The organism is Bacillus sp. PS196, from assembly GCF_037963555.1.
GTDB lineage: Bacteria > Bacillota > Bacilli > Bacillales > Bacillaceae > Bacillus > Bacillus subtilis.
On record NZ_CP150159.1, the window covers coordinates 1,662,400 to 1,684,171 of the forward strand.

Here is a 21,772-nt window from a genome sequence, read left to right on the forward strand (position 1 = left end):
TGCATACTGAAGATAAAGGCGGTGTTCGTGTCACATGACAATTCAATGGTTCCCGGGCCATATGGCAAAAGCAAGAAGGGAAGTAACCGAAAAATTAAAATTAATCGATATCGTATATGAATTGGTAGATGCCAGAATTCCAATGTCATCAAGAAACCCAATGATTGAAGATATTCTAAAAAACAAGCCGCGAATTATGCTGTTAAACAAGGCTGACAAAGCAGATGCGGCAGTTACACAGCAGTGGAAAGAGCACTTTGAGAAGCAGGGGATCCGCTCTCTGTCTATTAATTCTGTAAATGGACAAGGGTTAAATCAAATTGTGCCTGCATCAAAAGAGATCCTCCAAGAAAAATTTGACCGGATGCGTGCGAAAGGTGTGAAGCCGAGAGCGATTCGTGCTTTGATTATCGGTATTCCAAACGTCGGAAAATCAACACTCATCAACCGGCTTGCAAAGAAAAACATAGCAAAAACGGGAGACAGACCTGGTATTACGACTTCTCAACAGTGGGTCAAAGTTGGGAAAGAATTAGAGCTATTAGATACACCGGGAATTTTGTGGCCTAAATTTGAGGATGAGCTTGTCGGTTTGAGACTGGCAGTCACCGGGGCTATTAAAGACTCGATTATCAATTTGCAGGACGTGGCCGTGTTTGGTCTTCGTTTTCTCGAAGAACATTACCCAGAACGGCTTAAAGAGCGTTATGGCCTTGATGAGATCCCAGAGGACATTGCCGAGCTGTTTGATGCAATAGGTGAAAAGCGGGGCTGTCTCATGAGCGGTGGGCTCATCAACTACGATAAGACGACTGAAGTCATCATTCGCGATATTCGCACTGAAAAGTTCGGCAGGCTGTCATTTGAACAGCCGACGATGTAAAGGCGCGCAGAAATGCGGGTCTTTATTTTTTCTTGGCTGAACCGATACATACAGTAAGGGAGAAGAGAAAGTGAATACATTAACCGTAAAGGACATTAAAGACCGTTTGCAGGAAGTGAAGGATGCACAAGACCCATTTATTGCCCAATGCGAAAACGACCCGAGAAAAAGCGTTCAAACGCTTGTAGAGCAATGGCTTAAAAAGCAAGCGAAAGAAAAAGCGCTGAAAGAACAATGGGTGAATATGACTTCCTATGAAAGGCTGGCAAGAAACAAAGGATTTCGCTTGATTGCAGGTGTTGACGAGGTCGGCCGGGGGCCATTGGCAGGACCAGTTGTCGCCAGCGCAGTCATCCTTCCAGAGGAATGTGAAATACTTGGGCTGACAGACTCCAAAAAGCTTTCAGAGAAAAAACGCGAGGAATATTACGAGCTTATTATGAAGGAAGCACTGGCGGTCGGGATAGGAATTGTAGAAGCTACTGTGATTGATGAGATCAATATATATGAAGCTTCAAAAATGGCAATGGTGAGAGCGATACAGGATTTGTCGGATACACCTGATTATTTGCTTGTTGACGCAATGACACTTCCGCTCGACACGGCTCAGGCGTCAATTATAAAAGGCGATGCCAAAAGCGTGTCTATTGCGGCAGGTGCGTGTATCGCAAAAGTGACGAGGGACCGAATGATGAGCGCTTATGCCGAAACGTATCCCATGTACGGCTTTGAAAAAAATAAAGGCTATGGGACAAAAGAACATTTGGAAGCTCTCGCTGCATACGGCCCAACTGAATTGCACCGCAAAACTTTCGCTCCTGTTCAATCTTTCAGATAAATCACCATGGACAAGGAGGCACCTTTTTAAAATGAACATACGAAATGATGTGCAAAAGGCGCTGCAGCACCTTTTCGGGCGTACAGCCGTCCCGCAGGAAACATCAAAAGTAAACGAAGCGCTAAACGGGGAGAAGCGTCTCCTCTTAGGAAAAGTGCTTCGTTTACTAGGAGATCAGCATGCCCTGATCCAAGTCGGCAATCAAACTGTTCAGGGAAAACTTGAAACTCAGCTTCGTCCTCAGGCATACTATTGGTTTTCCTACGAAAAAAAAACGGCAGAGCAAACAGGCCGTCTTCAGGTCGTTCAAAGCTTTGATCAAAATCCTAAAACCATTCAGGATGCAGCTGGCAAACTTTTAAATGCTATTTCAGTGAAGACGTCAAACGCAGCTCTCATGATGACAGGAGCGATGCTGAAAAGCAAAACACCCGTAACAGAAAATGATATCAAAACAGCTGTCCGCTGGATGGACACGCTGCCTTCGCAAGACACAAAAAAAGCAGTTGAAACGGTTCTCTTCGCTTTAAAGCGTGATCTTCCCATTCACTCCGAGATTTTGAATGGTGTTCACGCTGTGAAATCGCCTGTTCCGTTGCATCAGCACGTATCCCAGCTGCTACAGGCAATCGACCAAAACCCTCAGCAGAGCCAAATGATGTCAAAGCTAAAGGAAGCAGTCACGGTGCTTTTAAATAGTGAAATCGATGTCCATGCAGAACGGCTGATTGATAAGCTTATTTCTTTAACCGACAATACGAAAGCACCTTCTCCGGCCAATACTGCTGGAAGCAGGGAGCTTAGCACACCAGCTGGCTCCCCCGGAAAAGCCAGCCTGCCGATTGCAAATCACACAGCAGAACAGAGAAGCATACAAGAAGAGTCTGTTAAAACAGCAGCAGACATTCCAATTAAAGAAGCTCGCCAGCTGCTGATGAAGCTGACGGAATCTGCTGAAAAAAACAGTCTCCAAATTGTGAAAGAAGCAGCAAATTGGATTAAAGCGGCTGCTTCATCGGGTGATAGTAAGTCACTTGCAGCTTCAGCTGTTTTACAGGCGGCACAAGTCACAGACCAGGAAGCCGAAGTCTTTTTAAAGGCTGTTCAGCAGACAGCACCCCATTTGGCGGATAAGGCAGATGTTCTTTCTTTCTTATCCAAAGTGAAAACGGCAATCGGCGCAAGGGACGAGGTTGCGTTCATTAAAGCGTTTGAACAAGGAAGCGCAGTCACATCTGGCGAAATGCAATCCATCAAGCTGGCTCTTTCTGCCTTAAGAGCATCGCATGAGGTAGCCGAACCAGTCAAACAAGAAGCCGATCAGCTTTTTCATAAATTAAATGGCCAGCTTTTCATGCAGCAGGACCATCCATCATACAGCCAAATTGTAATGTCATTTCCGATGTTTTCGAAGTCAGGGGTTCAGGACATGACTGTTCTGTTTAAAGGAAAGAAAGAAGCGGATGGAAAGCTTGATCCTTCCCATTGCCGCCTTTTGTTTTTGCTGCAGCTTGATACACTAAAAGAAACCGTCGTTGATTGCTTGGTACAACAAAAAGTCATGACCATTACAATAGAGACTGATTTCGAGCTGCAGGCTGCGATCGATCCGATGGTGCCCGCGCTTAAACAGGGGCTAAAGGAAATGGGGTACAGCCTTTCAGGGGTAAACGCTAAAAAAAGGGTTCACACCGAAGAAAAGGCTTCAATCGATCAATATATAACAAGTATCAGTGATCAGGAAGTGGATGTGAAAATATGAAAGAGCAGACACCGATCAGAAAAGCTGTTGCTCTCCATTATGACGAACAAAAAGACAAGGCGCCGAGAGTGATTGCCACAGGGAAGGGCCATGTAGCTGACAACATTATCAAAGAAGCGAAAAAAGCAGGGGTCCCGATTCAAGAAGATCGGACCCTTGTCGAATTAATGCGCCATTTGACGGTAGATGATCAAATTCCTGAAGCTCTTTATGAAACGGTAGCCGAGATTTTTTCATTCATTTACAAATTGGACGAAAGCGTAAAAAACAAAAAATAGCTAAAATATTCCCCATCCTCCTTTGAAATTTATGTTTTTAATAAAGTAAAAGTTTGAATGTTTAGAAGGATTAAAAGATTTTGCATCGAACTGTAGACAATTCTTCCAGTATTATTATAGAATGAAAGCGCAGTCTATTTTAGTTTTGTTACATAAGTTAGGAGGATGGGAAATGAATATCCATGAGTACCAGGGAAAAGAAGTCCTCAGAAAATATGGGGTATCTGTTCCTGAAGGTAAAGTGGCTTTTACAGCAGAAGAAGCAGTTGAGAGTGCAAAGAGCTTATCCAGCTCGGTTTATGTCGTAAAGGCTCAAATTCATGCTGGCGGTCGAGGCAAAGCTGGTGGGGTAAAAATAGCAAAATCATTAGACGAAGTAAAAGCGTATGCCGAAGAACTATTAGGGAAGACCCTAGTTACACATCAGACGGGTCCGGACGGCCAAGTAATAAAACGCTTACTTATTGAAGAAGGCTGCGATATTAAAAAAGAATATTACATCGGTCTAGTGCTTGACCGCGCCACTTCAAGAATCGTTTTGATGGCTTCTGAAGAAGGCGGAACGGAAATTGAAGAGGTTGCGGAGAAAACACCGGAAAAAATCAAAAAAGCTGTCATTGATCCGGCTGTTGGCCTTCAAGGCTATCAAGCCAGAGAAATTGCATTCGCTATTAATATTCCAAAAGAGCTCGTGGGAAAAGCTGCTAAATTTATGCTTGGACTATATAAAGCGTTTGTTGAGAAAGACTGCTCAATCGCCGAAATCAATCCGCTTGTTGTTACCGGCGACGGAAATGTGATGGCGCTTGATGCAAAATTGAATTTTGACAGCAATGCGTTGTACCGACAAAAGGACATTATGGAATACAGAGATTTGGATGAAGAAGATCCGAAAGAAATTGAAGCGTCCAAATATGATCTAAGCTACATTTCCCTTGATGGAAATATCGGCTGTATGGTAAACGGCGCGGGGCTTGCAATGTCCACGATGGATATTATCAAGCATTATGGAGGAGAACCGGCCAACTTCCTTGATGTGGGCGGCGGTGCAACCGCTGAAAAAGTCACGGAAGCATTTAAAATCATTCTTTCTGATCAAAACGTTAAAGGGATTTTTGTCAACATTTTCGGCGGCATTATGAAATGTGATGTCATCGCAGAAGGGGTTGTTGAAGCGACTAGACAAGTTGGTTTGACATTGCCGCTTGTCGTCCGTCTTGAAGGCACAAACGTGGATCTAGGGAAGAAAATCCTTAGTGAATCAGGATTAAACATTACATCTGCGGAATCAATGGCTGACGGCGCGCAGAAAATCGTATCCTTAGTTTAAGAAAGAATGAAAGGCAGGGGACCAAATAATGAGTGTTTTCATTAATAAAGATACAAGAGTTATTGTGCAAGGGATTACAGGTTCTACCGCTTTATTTCATACGAAGCAGATGCTTGAATACGGCACAAATATCGTTGGCGGTGTAACACCTGGAAAAGGCGGAACAGAAGCGGAAGGTGTTCCTGTATTTAATACAGTGGCTGAAGCAGTTCAAACGACCGGCGCTAACGCGTCTGTTATATATGTGCCCGCACCGTTTGCAGCTGATGCGATTATGGAAGCGGTAGATGCGGAGCTTGATCTCGTGATTTGTATCACAGAACATATCCCGGTTTTGGATATGGTGAAGGTCAAACGCTTCATGGAAGGCAAGAAAACGAGACTGATAGGGCCGAACTGTCCTGGTGTCATTACGCCTGAAGAAAGTAAAATCGGCATTATGCCCGGATACATCCATAAAAAGGGTCATGTAGGCGTTGTATCACGTTCAGGAACATTAACATACGAAGCGGTGCACCAGCTCTCAGAAGCGGGTGTAGGGCAATCTACAGCTGTTGGAATCGGCGGCGACCCTGTAAATGGAACAAACTTTATTGACGTTTTAAAAGCGTTTAACGAAGATCCTGACACACACGCAGTCATCATGATTGGCGAAATCGGCGGTACGGCCGAAGAGGAAGCGGCAGAGTGGGTAAAAGCCAACATGACAAAACCGGTAGTCGGTTTTATCGGCGGTAAAACAGCACCTCCTGGGAAGCGCATGGGGCATGCAGGCGCCATTATTTCCGGCGGGAAAGGGACAGCTGATGAAAAAATCAAAACCCTTAATGCATGCGGAATCGAAGTTGCAGAGACACCTTCTGTCATGGGTGAAACCTTAATCAAGGTGCTGAAAGAGAAGAACTTGTTCGAAACTTGTAAAACGCATTAATAAAAAAGGGACAGCCGTCAAGGCTGTTCCTGCTTTTTCTAACAAAAGGAGGTCAATCTATTGGATCAGGCCGCTGCCTGCCTAACGATTTGCAGAATCAATCAATTATTATCCCCATCCCTTCTATTAAAATGGTGGAAAGCCGATCCGTCTATGTCGCTGACATCACCCGTGTTACAAACGGTTACTCGTGATCAAATAAAAGCAGCTGCATTAAAAAACGAAATAGAACAATTTTATCCAAAGCTCCCGCGTGTACTTGCTGCTTATCGTGAGCAAGGCATTAACACCATCCCTATTTCTTCAAAGCAATATCCTTTCTGGCTTAAAAGCATTTATGATCCCCCCGCCGTACTGTTTGCAAAAGGTGATATGACTCTTCTTTCGAAAGGGAGAAAAATTGGAATTGTAGGGACAAGAAATCCAACAGCTTATGGGAAACAAGTTGTCAATCATCTTACAAAAGAGATCTGTCGTAAAGGTTGGGTGATTGTCAGCGGACTGGCGTCTGGGATAGACGGAATGTCCCATGCTGCAAGTATTAAGGCGAAGGGGCGGACAATTGGCGTCATTGCAGGCGGATTTCAACACATTTATCCCCGAGAAAACCTTCAGTTAGCAGATCACATGGCTAAATACCATATCCTGCTGTCAGAGCACCCACCTGAAACTAAACCCCAAAAATGGCATTTCCCTATGAGAAACCGTATTATCAGCGGACTAAGTGAAGGCGTTATTGTCGTTCAGGGCAAAGAAAAAAGCGGTTCGCTGATTACTGCCTATCAAGCATTGGAACAAGGGAGAGAGGTATTTGCCGTACCCGGTTCATTGTTTGACCCTTACGCCGGAGGTCCTATAAAACTGATCCAGCAGGGGGCTAAAGCCATATGGTCAGCAGAGGATATTTTCGAGGAACTTCCTGAGAGAAACGTTCAATATACGGAACCCTTTTGAATTATCGTTTGACAAACGGTATTGTAATATTTAATAATAGTGAGGATTTAAAGTTGCATATTGTTTTCTATTTAATTAATGACGTTCATGATAAAGAATGAAATGTTGAAAGCCAAATAAAGACAGCTGCAAAAATAAAATTGAAATATCTTGAAAAGAGAGAGAACACCTCTTGAGGGGGATGAAAATGTCTGATTATCTAGTCATCGTGGAATCGCCCGCTAAGGCGAAAACGATTGAACGTTACTTAGGTAAAAAATATAAAGTAAAAGCATCAATGGGACATGTCCGGGATCTTCCAAAAAGTCAAATGGGAGTTGACATAGAACAGAATTTTGAACCGAAATATATTACCATTCGAGGTAAAGGCCCGGTATTAAAAGAGCTGAAAACGGCTGCGAAAAAAGCCAAAAAAGTGTATCTCGCAGCTGACCCCGACAGAGAAGGGGAAGCGATTGCATGGCATTTGGCACACAGTCTTGATTTAGATCTCAACTCAGACTGCCGTGTGGTGTTTAACGAAATTACAAAAGACGCTATTAAGGAATCGTTTAAGCATCCCCGCATGATCAATATGGATTTAGTGGATGCACAGCAAGCGAGACGTATTTTAGACAGGCTTGTCGGATATAAAATCAGTCCAATCTTATGGAAAAAAGTCAAAAAAGGGCTTAGCGCAGGACGCGTGCAATCCGTTGCCCTCCGTTTGATTATTGACCGTGAAAAAGAGATTAACGACTTTAAGCCTGAGGAATATTGGACAATTGACGGTACGTTCTTAAAAGGTCAAGAAACCTTTGAAGCGAGCTTTTTCGGGAAAAACGGCAAAAAACTTCCTTTAAATAGTGAAGCTGATGTAAAAGAGATTCTTTCTCAGCTCAAAGGGAATCAATATACAGTTGAAAAAGTAACCAAAAAGGAACGCAAACGTAATCCTGCTTTGCCTTTTACCACTTCTACCCTGCAGCAGGAAGCGGCTCGCAAGCTCAATTTCAGAGCGAAGAAAACGATGATGATTGCACAGCAATTATATGAAGGAATTGATTTAGGAAGAGAAGGAACGGTTGGTCTGATCACGTATATGAGAACGGATTCAACCCGTATTTCAAATACGGCTGTTGATGAAGCAGCTGCATTTATTGATCAGACATATGGAAAAGAGTTCCTAGGCGGAAAACGGAAGCCTGCGAAAAAGAATGAAAATGCCCAGGATGCCCACGAAGCAATTCGGCCGACATCAGTTCTTAGAAAACCAAGTGAATTAAAAGCAGTCCTCGGCAGAGACCAAATGAGACTGTATAAATTAATTTGGGAGCGTTTTGTTGCCAGCCAAATGGCACCGGCTGTTCTCGATACAATGAGTGTCGACCTGACAAACAACGGTTTGACATTTCGTGCAAATGGAAGTAAAGTCAAGTTTTCCGGGTTTATGAAGGTGTATGTTGAAGGAAAAGACGATCAAATGGAAGAAAAAGACCGGATGCTGCCTGACTTACAAGAAGGCGACACGGTATTATCAAAAGATATAGAACCTGAGCAGCATTTTACCCAGCCGCCTCCGCGATATACTGAGGCCCGGCTTGTTAAAACCCTTGAAGAACGCGGTATCGGCCGTCCATCCACATATGCTCCGACACTTGATACTATTCAGCGGCGCGGCTACGTGGCATTGGATAATAAACGTTTCGTTCCGACTGAATTAGGTCAGATCGTTCTTGACTTGATCATGGAGTTTTTCCCTGAGATCATTAACGTTGAGTTTACAGCTAAAATGGAGAGAGATCTTGATCATGTTGAAGAAGGAAATACCGAATGGGTCAAGATTATCGATAATTTCTACACCGATTTTGAAAAACGCGTCAAAAAAGCCGAATCGGAAATGAAGGAAGTTGAGATTGAACCAGAGTATGCTGGAGAGGATTGTGAATTGTGCAGTTCTCCAATGGTATATAAAATGGGACGGTACGGTAAATTCTTAGCTTGCTCCAACTTCCCTGACTGCCGGAACACGAAACCGATTGTGAAACAAATCGGTGTGAAGTGCCCGAGCTGCGGAGAAGGAAACATTGTTGAGCGAAAATCGAAAAAGAAACGGGTGTTTTACGGCTGTGACCGTTATCCGGACTGTGAATTCGTATCATGGGACAAACCAATTGAACGAAAATGCCCGAAATGCGGAAAAATGCTCGTCGAGAAAAAACTCAAAAAAGGTATACAAGTCCAATGCGTGGAATGCGATTATAAGGAAGAACCACAGAAGTAGCGGTGAGCAGGGTCTTGCTCACCTTCTTTGTGTGTTAAAAGAAGGCCTTGAATAATAAACTAGGAGATGTGAAAGATGAACCAACAAACAGTGAATGTAATCGGAGCCGGACTCGCAGGAAGTGAAGCAGCATGGCAGCTTGCCAAACGTGGGATTCAAGTCAAATTGTATGAAATGCGGCCAGTTAAACAAACGCCTGCGCATCATACAGATAAATTTGCTGAGCTTGTCTGCAGCAACTCTCTTCGCTCTAATACACTTGCTAACGCTGTCGGTGTATTAAAGGAAGAAATGCGTGCGCTTGATTCAGCCATTATCGCTGCGGCTGACGAATGTTCGGTGCCTGCCGGGGGCGCTCTTGCAGTAGACCGTCATGAATTTGCCGCAAGTGTGACAAATCGGGTGAAAAATCATCCAAACGTAACCGTTATTAATGAAGAAGTGACTGAAATTCCTGAAGGCCCTACTATCATCGCAACGGGTCCGTTAACATCTGAATCGCTGTCTGCCCAGCTGAAGGAGCTGACTGGAGAGGACTATTTATATTTTTATGACGCAGCGGCGCCAATTGTAGAAAAAGACAGCCTTGATATGGATAAAGTGTACCTGAAATCCCGTTATGATAAAGGTGAAGCAGCATATTTGAACTGCCCGATGACAGAAGAAGAGTTTGACCGTTTTCATGAAGCATTAACATCAGCAGAAACAGTGCCGTTAAAAGAATTTGAAAAAGAGATTTTCTTTGAAGGCTGCATGCCGATTGAAGTCATGGCAAAACGGGGTAAGAAAACAATGCTTTTCGGTCCGATGAAACCGGTTGGTCTAGAGCATCCTGTTACAGGAAAACGCCCTTATGCCGTCGTTCAGCTCAGACAGGATGATGCTGCGGGAACACTTTATAATATTGTAGGATTCCAGACTCATTTAAAATGGGGAGACCAAAAGGAAGTTCTCAAGTTGATTCCAGGACTTGAAAATGTAGAAATCGTCAGATATGGCGTGATGCATAGAAACACATTTATTAACTCTCCAAGCCTGTTAAAGCCGACTTATCAATTTAAAAACCGCAGTGATCTGTTCTTTGCAGGCCAAATGACGGGAGTAGAAGGATATGTGGAATCAGCTGCCTCAGGACTTGTAGCAGGCATTAATGCGGCGAAGCTTGTATTGGGAGAAGAGCTTGTGATCTTCCCTCAGGAAACAGCAATTGGCAGTATGGCACATTATATTACAACAACAAACCAGAAGAACTTCCAGCCGATGAATGCAAACTTTGGGCTTTTAAAAGAATTGCCAGTTAAAGTTAAAAATAAAAAAGAACGAAATGAACAATACGCGAACCGTGCGATTGAAACAATTCAAACAATTTCGAAAACAATATAGGTATTGATTGCAACCTGAGCGCGATTTGTGATACCATTTAAAAGCCCTTCCTGGGGAGGTATTAGGCATGGAGAATGTTAAGAATTTCGTAAAGTTATTCGTTGAATATTTACAAATTGAAAAAAATTATTCACAATATACTATTGTGAATTATGTGGATTCAATTGAAGAATTCGAGACTTTCCTGCGCGTTCAAGGTATAAATGGATTTGAAGAAGCTGCATATCAAGATACTAGGATTTTTTTGACAGAAGCCTATGAAAAAGGTTTATCGAGAAGAACAATAAGCAAAAAGATATCTGCATTAAGAAGCTTTTATAAGTTTCTGATGCGGGAAAAGCTTATTGAAGAAAATCCGTTTCAGCTTGTTCATCTGCCAAAACAGGAGAAACGGATACCGAAGTTTCTATATCAAAAAGAGCTTGAGGAGCTGTTTGAAGTTTCAGATATAAGCCAGCCGGCCGGAATGAGGGATCAAGCGCTGTTAGAGCTGCTCTATGCCACTGGAATGAGGGTCAGTGAATGCTGTTCCATAACTATTAACGACGTTGATTTATTTATGGACACTGTGCTTGTTCACGGTAAAGGCAAGAAGCAGCGCTATATCCCCTTTGGGTCTTATGCCCGCGAAGCGTTGAAGGTATACATGAATAGCGGAAGACAGTGCTTGCTGATGAAGGCAAAAGAACCTCATGATCTATTATTCGTAAATCAAAGAGGCGGACCGCTTACAGCCCGTGGCATCAGACATATTTTAAGCGGGCTTGTTCAAAAAGCGTCAAGCACTTTACATATCCATCCGCATATGCTTCGACATACGTTCGCCACGCATCTGTTAAATGAAGGAGCGGATTTGAGAAGCGTTCAAGAACTGCTCGGGCATTCCAATCTGTCTTCTACACAGATATACACGCACGTTTCGAAGGAAATGTTGAGAAACACATATATGTCTCACCATCCAAGAGCATTTAAGAAAAATTAAAGGAGGCCCTTTATGTCATCTTTTCATGCGACCACAATATTTGCCGTACAGCATAAAGGACGAAGCGCTATGTCCGGAGACGGCCAAGTAACATTTGGTCAGGCTGTTGTCATGAAACACACGGCACGGAAAGTGAGAAAACTGTTTAACGGCAAAGTTCTTGCTGGTTTTGCGGGATCTGTTGCAGACGCTTTCACTTTATTCGAAAAGTTTGAAGCTAAGCTTGAAGAATATAACGGCAACTTAAAACGGGCGGCTGTTGAGCTTGCGAAGGAATGGCGCAGTGATAAAGTGCTAAGAAAGCTCGAAGCCATGCTGATTGTTATGAATCAGGATACTTTGCTTCTCGTATCGGGAACAGGCGAGGTGATCGAACCAGATGACGGCATTCTCGCGATTGGATCAGGAGGCAATTACGCTTTGGCAGCGGGAAGAGCACTGAAAAAGCATGCCGGTGAAAGCATGTCTGCAAGTGAGATTGCCAGAGCCGCGTTAGAAACAGCAGGCGAAATTTGTGTTTACACGAACGATCAAATCATACTGGAAGAGCTTGAATAGAAAGGACTTGAGGCGCATGGAAAAAAAACCGTTAACTCCTAGACAGATTGTAGATCGGTTAGATCAATATATTGTCGGTCAGCAAAATGCGAAAAAAGCTGTCGCCGTGGCATTAAGAAACCGCTATAGAAGAAGTCTTCTGGATGAAAAGCTGAAGGACGAGGTCGTTCCGAAAAACATTTTAATGATGGGTCCTACCGGCGTCGGGAAAACTGAAATTGCCAGACGAATCGCTAAGCTTTCAGGTGCGCCATTTATCAAAATTGAAGCTACTAAATTTACCGAAGTCGGCTATGTAGGCAGAGATGTTGAATCAATGGTCAGAGATCTTGTGGAGACTTCTGTTCGGCTTATAAAAGAAGAGAAAATGAATGAAGTAAAGGAACAGGCAGAAGAAAATGCAAACAAACGCATTGTTCGTCTGTTAGTTCCTGGGAAGAAAAAACAATCTGGCGTTAAAAATCCGTTTGAAATGTTTTTTGGAGGCAGCCAGCCGAATGGTGAAGATGAGGCGGAGAGCCAGGAAGAAGCAAACATCGAAGAAAAAAGAAAACGAATGGCGCATCAGCTGGCTTTAGGAGAGCTCGAAGACTACTATGTAACAGTAGAAGTCGAAGAGCAGCAGCCTTCTATGTTTGACATGCTGCAGGGCTCGGGTATGGAGCAGATGGGTATGAACATGCAGGATGCGCTGAGCGGATTAATGCCAAAGAAAAAGAAGCGGCGCAAAATGACAGTCAGAGAAGCCAGAAAAGTCCTGACGAATGAAGAAGCAAGCAAACTCATCGATATGGATGAAGTCGGCCAGGAAGCTGTTCAGAGAGCAGAAGAGAGCGGGATTATCTTTATCGATGAGATTGATAAAATCGCAAAGAACGGCGGTGCATCTTCTTCTGCCGATGTTTCAAGAGAAGGCGTTCAGCGGGATATCCTTCCGATTGTTGAAGGTTCTACCGTTGTCACAAAATATGGTTCTGTAAAAACAGACCATGTATTATTTATTGCAGCAGGAGCGTTTCATATGGCCAAACCGTCTGATTTGATTCCTGAGCTGCAGGGGCGTTTCCCGATTCGTGTAGAACTGAACAAACTCACGGTAGACGACTTCGTGAGAATTTTGGTTGAGCCGGATAATGCGCTGCTGAAACAATATCAGGCATTATTGCAGACAGAAGGTATATCTCTTGAATTTTCTGACGAAGCTATTCATAAGATTGCTGAAGTTGCTTATCATGTGAACCAGGACACAGATAATATCGGTGCGAGACGCCTTCATACAATACTTGAACGCCTATTAGAAGATTTGTCGTTTGAAGCTCCAGATGTAACGATGGAGAAAATAACGATTACACCACAGTATGTCGAAGAAAAGCTCGGAACGATAGCCAAAAACAAAGATTTAAGTCAATTTATATTGTGAAAAATTTAATATGAGGAATGTTTAGGAGGATTATTTATCATGGCTTTATTACAAAAAACAAGAATTATTAACTCCATGCTGCAAGCTGCGGCAGGGAAACCGGTAAACTTCAAGGAAATGGCGGAGACGCTGCGGGATGTAATTGATTCCAATATTTTCGTTGTAAGCCGCAGAGGGAAACTCCTTGGGTATTCTATTAACCAGCAAATTGAAAATGATCGTATGAAAAAAATGCTTGAGGATCGTCAATTCCCTGAAGAATATACGAAAAATCTGTTTAATGTCCCTGAAACATCTTCTAACTTGGATATTAATAGTGAATATACTGCTTTCCCTGTTGAGAACAGAGACCTGTTTCAAGCTGGTTTAACAACAATTGTGCCGATCATCGGAGGCGGGGAAAGATTAGGAACACTTATTCTTTCGCGTTTACAAGATCAATTCAATGACGATGACTTAATTCTAGCTGAATACGGCGCAACAGTTGTCGGAATGGAAATCCTAAGAGAAAAAGCAGAAGAAATTGAAGAGGAAGCAAGAAGCAAAGCTGTCGTACAAATGGCTATCAGCTCGCTTTCTTACAGTGAGCTTGAAGCAATTGAGCACATTTTTGAGGAGCTTGACGGAAATGAAGGTCTTCTTGTTGCAAGTAAAATTGCTGACCGTGTCGGCATTACCCGTTCTGTTATTGTGAACGCACTCAGAAAGCTGGAGAGCGCCGGTGTTATCGAGTCTAGATCATTAGGAATGAAAGGTACTTATATCAAGGTACTAAACAACAAATTCCTAATTGAATTAGAAAATCTAAAATCTCATTAATCACAAAAAGAACCCTTTTTGAGGGTTCTTTTTTTATTTCAAATAAAGGAAATCAATAAGCTTTATTTCCTGGGTTGAAAGTCTTTCTATGTAATAATTTTAATAAATTTTGCATTTTTCTTCAAAAAGTTTCAAAAATGCCGAAAAGAAAGGAGAAAAAACAGAAATTCTGCTATTTTCAGGCTTATATCAAGGCGAGAAATGTAGTTCTAACAATCTAGGACTTTATACCTAGTTGCAAAATAGATAATTGTGAGGACATTTTTTTACACGAACTTCATAGACTTTATGCCTGTTATTTCTTACAATAAGCATATAGTTTTACAATTCTCGACAAGGATATTGAGGGTGAAAAAAACTGAAATGGAGGTAAGTGGATTTGAGCTTATTTTCTGGAACGATACAAAATCTTGAAAATGCCTTGAGTAGAGCGGATATTAAGCAAAAAGTCATAACTAATAATATCGCCAATATAGATACACCGAACTATAAGGCAAAAAAAGTCTCTTTCCAAAATTTATTAGATCAAGAATCCTCGCGTCTTGAAGCGATAAAAACAGACTATCGTCATGTTGATTTTTCTGATACTGATTCGAATTATTCAATTGTTGCGAGCGGAGATACATCGTATCAGCAAAACGGAAACAATGTTGATGTTGACAAAGAGATGACAGAATTGGCGCAAAATCAAATCAACTATCAAGCTTTGGTTGAAAGAATGAACGGTAAATTTAATTCGCTGAAGACCGTATTAACAGGAGGAAAATGATGACAGCTTTTCATAGCTTAAATGTTTCAGCATCGGCTTTAACAGCTCAGCGAGTCAGAATGGACGTTGTATCATCTAACTTAGCAAATATGGATACGACAAGAGCTAAGCAGGTGAATGGAGAGTGGGTGCCTTACAGAAGAAAAATGGTTTCCCTTCAGTCAAAAGGTGAATCGTTCTCTTCTATTCTCAATTCTCAAATGAGCGGAAGCGGGAATGCTGGAAACGGTGTGAAGGTTTCAAAAATTACGGAGGATGATTCAGATTTTAATCTTGTCTATGATCCGACAGACCCTGATGCAAACGCTGAAGGATATGTACAAAAGCCTAATGTTGATCCATTAAAGGAAATGGTTGATCTTGTCAGCAGCACCAGATCATACGAGGCGAATGTCACGGCGATGAATGCCACAAAGGGAATGCTGATGAAGGCGTTAGAAATCGGAAAGTAGGTGAATGAATGTGATTAATGCAATTTCTCCTTTTCAGGTTCAAAATACTCAAAACACTCAAAATGCAACAAATCAAGTAAACAATAGCCAAAAAACAGATTCTTCAAATCAAACAAGCTTTTCGGAGCTTTTAAAAAACTCTATTAGTTCGTTAAATGAGTCCCAAGTAGCTTCTGACAACATGACTAATGCCTTGGCTGCAGGAAAAGATGTAAATCTTGATGAGGTCATGATCGCTGCTCAAAAAGCCAGCATCTCTCTAACTGCAGCAACAGAGTTCCGCAATAAAGCTGTGGAAGCTTATCAGGAGATTATGAGAATGCAAATGTAGGGGGTCTGACGATTTAGAGAAAGAGTGGAATGACCGGGGGTTAACATGAATCGTACTCTAATGCAAATGAAAAACAAAACGAGTGAGTTTTGGAAAAATAGATCTAAATTACAAAAGATTTTAATGGTTAGTGCTTTAGCGGCAATTATTATTATTGGAATTATTATTAGTGTTTTTGCTTCAAATTCTAAAATGGCGCCGCTGTACAAAGATTTGTCTGCCGAAGAAGCAGGACAAATCAAAGAAGAATTGGATGCAAAAAAAGTGCCAAACGAACTTTCGAATGGCGGTACAGTGATTAGTGTTCCGGAGGATCAGGTTGATTCTTTGAAAGTGCAGATGGCTGCAGAAGGACTTCCTAAAACGGGATCAATTGATTATTCGTTTTTTGGACAGAATGCCGGCTTTGGTTTGACAGACAATGAGTTTGATATGGTGAAAGTGAAAGCTACACAGACAGAACTGTCAAACTTGATCAATGAAATGGACGGTATTAAAAATTCAAAAGTAATGATTAATCTCCCGAAAGACGCTGTGTTTGTCGGTGAGGAGCAATCTGCAGCATCTGCATCAATCGTTTTGCAGATTCAACCGGGTTATACACTTGATCAAAGCCAAATCAACGGATTATATCATCTGGTATCTAAAAGCGTGCCAAACCTAAAAGAAGATAACATCGTCATCATGGACCAAAATTCTACATACTACGACAAATCAGACAGCGATGCAGGGTCCTACGCGGATAGTTATTCTTCTCAGCAAGGAATTAAGTCTCAAGTTGAAAAAGACATTCAAAAACATGTACAGTCACTGCTGGGTACGATGATGGGCCAAGATAAAGTCGTTGTCTCCGTTACAGCAGACATTGATTTCACAAAAGAAAATCGGACAGAAGACATTGTCGAACCTGTGGATAAAGAAAACATGGAAGGCATTGCAGTCAGCGCTGAAAAGGTATCTGAAACATATCAGGGCGACGGTGCAGCCAACGGCGGAACTGCCGGAACCGGCGAGGAAGATGTACCAAATTATAAGGCTGACGGTGAAAATACCGAAAGCGGGAACTATGAAAAAAACAGCAACAAAATCAATTACGAGGTTAACCGAATTCATAAAGAAATCGCTGAAAGTCCTTATAAGGTCAGAGATTTAGGGATTCAAGTAATGGTAGAGCCGCCTGATGCCAAAAACACAGCGTCGCTATCAACTGAAAGACAGGATGATATACAAAAAATCCTTTCAACTGTAGTCAGAACATCTTTGGATAAAGATGAAACGCAAAATCAGAATTTATCTGATGCTGATATCAATAATAAGATTGTTGTTTCCGTTCAGCCATTCGACGGAAAAGTCAATTTGGATACAAATACGGAAAAATCCTCTGGTATCCCGCTGTGGGCATATATTGTAGGCGGTGTTTTAATCGCAGCGATTATTGTTCTGATCATTATGCTTATCAGAAAGAAACGGGCGCAAGAGGATGAATTTGAGGAATATGAGTATGAGGTTCCTCAAGAAACTATCAATTTGCCTGATATCAACGAAGAGGAAAATGAAACAGCGGAATCAGTCAGACGAAAACAGCTTGAAAAGATGGCGAAAGACAAGCCGGAAGATTTTGCAAAACTGCTGAGAAGCTGGCTGGCCGAGGATTAGGAGGAATTAGAAATGGCGAGACGTGATCAAGATAAGCTTACAGGAAAACAAAAAGCAGCCATTCTCATGATTTCCTTGGGGTTAGATGTGTCAGCTTCTGTCTATAAGCACTTAACCGATGAAGAAATTGAAAGGCTTACTCTGGAAATATCAGGTGTTCGAAGCGTCGATCATCAAAAAAAGGATGAAATCATAGAAGAATTTCATAATATAGCCATTGCACAAGATTATATTTCTCAAGGCGGTTTAAGCTATGCAAGACAAGTTCTGGAAAAGGCGCTTGGAGAGGATAAGGCAGAGAACATTCTAAACAGGCTGACTTCTTCTTTGCAGGTTAAACCATTTGATTTTGCCAGAAAAGCGGAGCCTGAACAAATTTTGAATTTTATCCAGCAAGAGCATCCGCAGACGATGGCGTTAATCTTGTCTTATTTAGATCCAGTGCAGGCCGGGCAGATTTTATCCGAGCTGAATCCTGAAGTACAGGCTGAGGTTGCGAGAAGAATCGCGGTCATGGATAGAACGTCTCCAGAAATAATTAATGAGGTAGAACGGATTCTGGAACAAAAATTATCTTCTGCATTTACTCAGGATTATACACAAACAGGCGGAATTGAAGCTGTTGTGGAAGTGTTAAACGGGGTAGACAGAGGGACAGAGAAGACGATCTTGGATTCATTGGAAATTCAGGATCCCGATCTTGCTGAAGAAATTAAAAAGCGGATGTTTGTCTTCGAAGATATTGTCACACTTGATAACCGTGCCATTCAGAGAGTCATTCGCGATGTTGAGAACGACGATTTGCTCCTTTCATTAAAGGTTGCAAGCGAGGAAGTCAAAGAAATTGTATTCAACAATATGTCACAGCGTATGGTTGAAACCTTCAAAGAAGAAATGGAATTTATGGGCCCTGTACGCTTGAAAGATGTAGAAGAAGCTCAATCGAGAATTGTAAGCATCGTCAGAAAGCTTGAAGAAGCCGGTGAAATTGTAATAGCAAGAGGCGGAGGGGATGATATTATTGTCTAATATCATTAAACAAGAATCATCTATTTCTCCACAAAAGGAAAAAAGAAAACTTTCTATACAAGAGGTGCGTATTGATCATTCTCACCTTTTGCAGGCTGAAGAGAACCCGGAGGCGCTTATGGCCCGAGTGAAAGAGGAAGCTGATCGGATTTCTGAGCAGGCAAACAGTCATATAGAAAATATTCGCCGTCAAATTGAACAGGAGAAAAACGATTGGGCGGCTGAAAAACAGAAGCTTATTGAAGAAGCAAAAGCCGAGGGCTTTGAACAAGGAGTAGCGCTGGGCAAAGCTGAGGCAATGAAACAGTATGCAGAACTGATCGGCCAAGCAAACAGTATAACTGAAATGTCCAGAAAAGCTGTTGAGGACAAGCTTGAAGACGCTAATGAAGAAATCGTTGAGCTTGCCGTTGCCCTAGCAAAAAAAGTTTGGCAGCAAAAGTCTGATGATAAAGAGGCTTTCCTCCTGCTTGTACAACAGGTTATAAACGAAGTGAAGGAATATGACGATATATCAATTTATGTTGATCCATATTACTATGAGACAATCTTTCAGCAAAAAGATGAAATCCAGCAGCTTCTTTATAAAGAATGTCGGCTTGGCATATATGCTGATGAAAAAGCTCAAAAAGGAACCTGTTATATTGAAACTCCTTTTGGCAGGGTAGATGCGAGTGTTGACACACAATTGATGCAATTGAAAGATAAACTTCTGACAGCGCTGGAAGCAGGTGCAGCTGAATGAAGACACAGAGTCTGATAGATTGTATAGAAATGACAGACTCGTATAAACGGTACGGAAAAGTCAAGCGGGTCATCGGCCTGATGATTGAATCAAAAGGGCCAGCAAGCTCAATTGGCGACGTGTGCCTGATTTATGCAAAAGGACAATCTGGGAAAGTCATTAAAGCTGAGGTAGTCGGCTTCCAGGAAGAAAATATTTTGCTTATGCCTTATTTAGAGGCTGCGAGCATTGCACCTGGCAGCATTGTAGAAGCTACTGGGGAATCACTTCGGGTTAAAGTTGGAACCGGACTGATTGGACAAGTCATCGATGCTTTTGGAGAACCGCTTGACGGAAAACTTCTGCCTAAAGGGCTTTCGCCTGTATCAACGGAGCAATCACCGCCCAACCCGATGAAACGGCCGCCTATCCGTGAAAAGATGGGTGTTGGAGTCAGATCAATTGACAGCTTGCTGACAGTCGGTAAAGGCCAGCGGATTGGAATTTTTGCAGGAAGCGGTGTCGGAAAAAGCACCTTAATGGGGATGATCGCCAAGCAGACAGAGGCTGACTTAAACGTCATTGCACTTGTCGGAGAACGCGGACGAGAGGTTCGGGAGTTTATTGAAAAAGATCTGGGGAAAGAGGGGCTGAAACGATCGATTGTAGTCGTTGCCACCTCAGACCAGCCAGCATTAATGAGATTGAAAGCGGCATATACTGCGACTGCAATTGCCGAGTATTTCCGAGATAAAGGCCAAAATGTCATGTTTATGATGGATTCTGTTACAAGGGTGGCAATGGCGCAGCGAGAGATTGGACTGGCTGCAGGAGAGCCTCCGACGACAAAAGGTTATACACCTTCAGTGTTCGCTATTTTACCTCGTTTACTAGAACGAACAGGTGCAAACGAGCATGGAACCATTACGGCATTTTATACAGTGTTGGTAGACGGGGATGACATGAATGAGCCGATTGCCGATACTGTACGCGGAATTTTAGACGGACATATTGTGTTGGACAGGGCGCTTGCCAATAAAGGCCAGTTTCCTGCAGTTAACGTACTAAAAAGCATCAGCAGGGTGATGTCAAACATTTCAACAAAACAGCATCTGGATGCGGCAAATAAATTCCGTGAACTTTTATCGACATATCAAAATTCGGAAGATCTCATTAATATCGGAGCTTACAAAAGAGGATCATCCAGAGAAATTGATGAAGCGATACAATTTTATCCGCAGCTTATTCAATTTTTAAAGCAGGGAACAGACGAACCGGCTTTATTGGAAGAAAGCATTGCTGCATTAACTAGTTTGACAGGAAATGAGGAATAAACGTGGCTTATCAATTTAGATTCCAAAAGCTGCTGGAACTAAAAGAAAATGAAAAAGACCAATCCTTATCCGAGTATCAGCAATCAGTTTCTGAATTTGAAAACGTTGCTGAAAAATTATATGAGAATATGAGCAAAAAGGAATTGCTGGAACAAAATAAGGAAAAGAAATTAAAAAGCGGCATGAGTGTACAAGAAATGAGGCACTACCAACAATTTGTCTCAAATCTTGATAATACGATCTATCACTATCAAAAGCTTGTCATTATAAAAAGAAATCAAATGAATCAAAAACAAGAAATTTTGACAGAGAAAAACATTGAAGTGAAAAAGTTTGAAAAAATGCGTGAAAAACAGTTTAAAATGTTTGCTCTTGAAGATAAAGCTGCAGAAATGAAAGAAATGGACGATATTTCGATTAAGCAGTTTATGATTCAAGGCCATTAGGAGCGAATGTAATGTCCGGCAAAAAGAAAGAATCAGGTAAGTTCCGTTCGGTTTTGCTTATCATTATCCTCCCGCTGATGTTTCTATTAATCGCAGGGGGGATTGTTCTTTGGGCTGCTGGTATCAATGTCTTAAAGCCGATACAGGATGCTGCGGCAAAAACGCCGGTTCTTAAAGAATTGGTCCCTGAAACCGAAAATAAAAAAGGCGCAGCATCAAGTAAGGATAGCAGTAATACGGCAGCTCTGGAAAAGACCATTAAGGATCAAAAAAGTGAAATCAGTATATTGAATAAAGATCTAGAAACAAGTAAATCAGAAATCGATAGGCTCAATCAAAAGATCCGTTCACTTGAAAAGACGGCTGAGGATCAAAAAAAGTCATCAGAAGATCATACTGAAGGATCAGCAGACTCGAAAGCTTCTTCTGAAAATGAAAAATTGATCAGTGTGTACAAAAGTATGGACAGCGGAAAGGCTGCTAAAATTATTGCCCAATTAAAGGAGCAAGAAGCACTGAAAATATTGAATGGCCTAAGCAAAAAGCAGCTTGCTGACATATTGGCGAAAATGACTCCTGAGCAAGCAGCAACCTATACAGAAAAAATTGCTGCCAGCCAAGAATAGGGGG

At 42.1% G+C, this 21,772-nt stretch carries 22 protein-coding genes; all 22 read left to right on the plus strand.

The window, feature by feature from the left end:
• The first annotated feature begins 34 nt into the window (after positions 1-34).
• The 22 genes from ylqF to NST79_RS08905 all read left to right on the plus strand — a co-directional run bounded on the left by ylqF (position 35) and on the right by NST79_RS08905 (position 21,768).
• The gene (gene ylqF / locus NST79_RS08800) at positions 35-883 is read left to right on the plus strand and encodes a ribosome biogenesis GTPase YlqF (protein WP_003232007.1); all 849 of its coding nucleotides are present in this window, start codon (positions 35-37) and stop codon (positions 881-883) included.
• Between the two features lie 70 nt (positions 884-953).
• Complete coding sequence (gene rnhB / locus NST79_RS08805) at positions 954-1,721, plus strand: ribonuclease HII (RefSeq protein ID WP_029317794.1); 768 nt, start codon at positions 954-956, stop codon at positions 1,719-1,721.
• A gap of 31 nt (positions 1,722-1,752) precedes the next feature.
• Entirely contained in the window at positions 1,753-3,483 is a 1,731-nt protein-coding gene (locus tag NST79_RS08810; protein WP_212060486.1) for a hypothetical protein, read from the plus strand.
• Complete coding sequence (locus NST79_RS08815) at positions 3,480-3,761, plus strand: FlhB-like flagellar biosynthesis protein (protein ID WP_003232001.1); 282 nt, start codon at positions 3,480-3,482, stop codon at positions 3,759-3,761. Before NST79_RS08810 ends, NST79_RS08815 begins: the two co-directional genes overlap by 4 nt.
• A 172-nt stretch (positions 3,762-3,933) precedes the next feature.
• Positions 3,934-5,091, plus strand: coding sequence for an ADP-forming succinate--CoA ligase subunit beta (gene sucC / locus NST79_RS08820; protein WP_003244732.1), 1,158 nt, complete (start codon positions 3,934-3,936; stop codon positions 5,089-5,091).
• Positions 5,092-5,119: 28 nt separating this feature from the next.
• Positions 5,120-6,022, plus strand: a complete 903-nt coding sequence (gene sucD, locus NST79_RS08825) for a succinate--CoA ligase subunit alpha (protein WP_212060484.1) — start codon at positions 5,120-5,122, stop codon at positions 6,020-6,022.
• Positions 6,023-6,082: 60 nt separating this feature from the next.
• A complete protein-coding gene (dprA, locus tag NST79_RS08830) occupies positions 6,083-6,976 on the plus strand; it encodes a DNA-processing protein DprA (protein WP_212060482.1) in 894 nt (297 codons plus the stop codon).
• A gap of 187 nt (positions 6,977-7,163) precedes the next feature.
• Entirely contained in the window at positions 7,164-9,239 is a 2,076-nt protein-coding gene (topA, locus tag NST79_RS08835; RefSeq protein WP_003245599.1) for a type I DNA topoisomerase, read from the plus strand.
• A gap of 75 nt (positions 9,240-9,314) precedes the next feature.
• Entirely contained in the window at positions 9,315-10,622 is a 1,308-nt protein-coding gene (gene trmFO / locus NST79_RS08840; RefSeq protein ID WP_122894536.1) for an FADH(2)-oxidizing methylenetetrahydrofolate--tRNA-(uracil(54)-C(5))-methyltransferase TrmFO, read from the plus strand.
• 67 nt (positions 10,623-10,689) lie between these two features.
• A complete protein-coding gene (gene xerC / locus NST79_RS08845) occupies positions 10,690-11,604 on the plus strand; it encodes a tyrosine recombinase XerC (RefSeq protein WP_003231988.1) in 915 nt (304 codons plus the stop codon).
• A gap of 12 nt (positions 11,605-11,616) precedes the next feature.
• Positions 11,617-12,162, plus strand: coding sequence for an ATP-dependent protease subunit ClpQ (gene clpQ, locus NST79_RS08850; protein WP_003238555.1), 546 nt, complete (start codon positions 11,617-11,619; stop codon positions 12,160-12,162).
• Positions 12,163-12,169: 7 nt separating this feature from the next.
• Positions 12,170-13,582, plus strand: a complete 1,413-nt coding sequence (hslU, locus tag NST79_RS08855; protein WP_256683486.1) for an HslU--HslV peptidase ATPase subunit — start codon at positions 12,170-12,172, stop codon at positions 13,580-13,582.
• A 39-nt stretch (positions 13,583-13,621) separates the two neighbouring features.
• Complete coding sequence (gene codY, locus NST79_RS08860; RefSeq protein ID WP_003220850.1) at positions 13,622-14,401, plus strand: GTP-sensing pleiotropic transcriptional regulator CodY; 780 nt, start codon at positions 13,622-13,624, stop codon at positions 14,399-14,401.
• 379 nt (positions 14,402-14,780) lie between these two features.
• The gene (gene flgB, locus NST79_RS08865; RefSeq protein ID WP_003245656.1) at positions 14,781-15,170 is read left to right on the plus strand and encodes a flagellar basal body rod protein FlgB; all 390 of its coding nucleotides are present in this window, start codon (positions 14,781-14,783) and stop codon (positions 15,168-15,170) included.
• Entirely contained in the window at positions 15,170-15,622 is a 453-nt protein-coding gene (flgC, locus tag NST79_RS08870; RefSeq protein ID WP_003245521.1) for a flagellar basal body rod protein FlgC, read from the plus strand. The genes flgB and flgC overlap by 1 nt, the downstream gene beginning before the upstream one ends.
• Before the next feature lie 10 nt (positions 15,623-15,632).
• Positions 15,633-15,953 carry a flagellar hook-basal body complex protein FliE gene (fliE, locus tag NST79_RS08875; protein WP_003238544.1) on the plus strand — a complete coding sequence of 107 codons (321 nt, stop codon included), beginning with the start codon at positions 15,633-15,635 and terminating at the stop codon, positions 15,951-15,953.
• 45 nt (positions 15,954-15,998) lie between these two features.
• Complete coding sequence (fliF, locus tag NST79_RS08880) at positions 15,999-17,609, plus strand: flagellar basal-body MS-ring/collar protein FliF (protein ID WP_212060480.1); 1,611 nt, start codon at positions 15,999-16,001, stop codon at positions 17,607-17,609.
• A gap of 12 nt (positions 17,610-17,621) precedes the next feature.
• Positions 17,622-18,638, plus strand: coding sequence for a flagellar motor switch protein FliG (gene fliG / locus NST79_RS08885; protein ID WP_003231981.1), 1,017 nt, complete (start codon positions 17,622-17,624; stop codon positions 18,636-18,638).
• The gene (gene fliH, locus NST79_RS08890) at positions 18,631-19,383 is read left to right on the plus strand and encodes a flagellar assembly protein FliH (protein ID WP_003244804.1); all 753 of its coding nucleotides are present in this window, start codon (positions 18,631-18,633) and stop codon (positions 19,381-19,383) included. Before fliG ends, fliH begins: the two co-directional genes overlap by 8 nt.
• Entirely contained in the window at positions 19,380-20,696 is a 1,317-nt protein-coding gene (gene fliI, locus NST79_RS08895; RefSeq protein ID WP_015715886.1) for a flagellar protein export ATPase FliI, read from the plus strand. Before fliH ends, fliI begins: the two co-directional genes overlap by 4 nt.
• Positions 20,697-20,698: 2 nt before the next feature.
• A complete protein-coding gene (fliJ, locus tag NST79_RS08900) occupies positions 20,699-21,142 on the plus strand; it encodes a flagellar export protein FliJ (protein WP_021479292.1) in 444 nt (147 codons plus the stop codon).
• Positions 21,143-21,153: 11 nt separating this feature from the next.
• Entirely contained in the window at positions 21,154-21,768 is a 615-nt protein-coding gene (locus tag NST79_RS08905; protein ID WP_212060478.1) for a MotE family protein, read from the plus strand.
• The last annotated feature ends 4 nt before the right edge of the window (positions 21,769-21,772 follow it).

Coding starts and splice junctions, on each gene's coding strand:
- codY (WP_003220850.1), top strand. CDS start 13,622: ATGGCTTTATTACAAAAAACAAGAATTATTAACTCCATGCTGCAAGCT.
- fliI (WP_015715886.1), top strand. CDS start 19,380: ATGAAGACACAGAGTCTGATAGATTGTATAGAAATGACAGACTCGTAT.
- clpQ (WP_003238555.1), top strand. CDS start 11,617: ATGTCATCTTTTCATGCGACCACAATATTTGCCGTACAGCATAAAGGA.
- trmFO (WP_122894536.1), top strand. CDS start 9,315: ATGAACCAACAAACAGTGAATGTAATCGGAGCCGGACTCGCAGGAAGT.
- sucD (WP_212060484.1), top strand. CDS start 5,120: ATGAGTGTTTTCATTAATAAAGATACAAGAGTTATTGTGCAAGGGATT.
- fliG (WP_003231981.1), top strand. CDS start 17,622: ATGGCGAGACGTGATCAAGATAAGCTTACAGGAAAACAAAAAGCAGCC.
- NST79_RS08815 (WP_003232001.1), top strand. CDS start 3,480: ATGAAAGAGCAGACACCGATCAGAAAAGCTGTTGCTCTCCATTATGAC.
- fliF (WP_212060480.1), top strand. CDS start 15,999: ATGAATCGTACTCTAATGCAAATGAAAAACAAAACGAGTGAGTTTTGG.
- sucC (WP_003244732.1), top strand. CDS start 3,934: ATGAATATCCATGAGTACCAGGGAAAAGAAGTCCTCAGAAAATATGGG.
- NST79_RS08905 (WP_212060478.1), top strand. CDS start 21,154: ATGTCCGGCAAAAAGAAAGAATCAGGTAAGTTCCGTTCGGTTTTGCTT.
- NST79_RS08810 (WP_212060486.1), top strand. CDS start 1,753: ATGAACATACGAAATGATGTGCAAAAGGCGCTGCAGCACCTTTTCGGG.
- xerC (WP_003231988.1), top strand. CDS start 10,690: ATGGAGAATGTTAAGAATTTCGTAAAGTTATTCGTTGAATATTTACAA.
- ylqF (WP_003232007.1), top strand. CDS start 35: ATGACAATTCAATGGTTCCCGGGCCATATGGCAAAAGCAAGAAGGGAA.
- flgC (WP_003245521.1), top strand. CDS start 15,170: ATGACAGCTTTTCATAGCTTAAATGTTTCAGCATCGGCTTTAACAGCT.
- topA (WP_003245599.1), top strand. CDS start 7,164: ATGTCTGATTATCTAGTCATCGTGGAATCGCCCGCTAAGGCGAAAACG.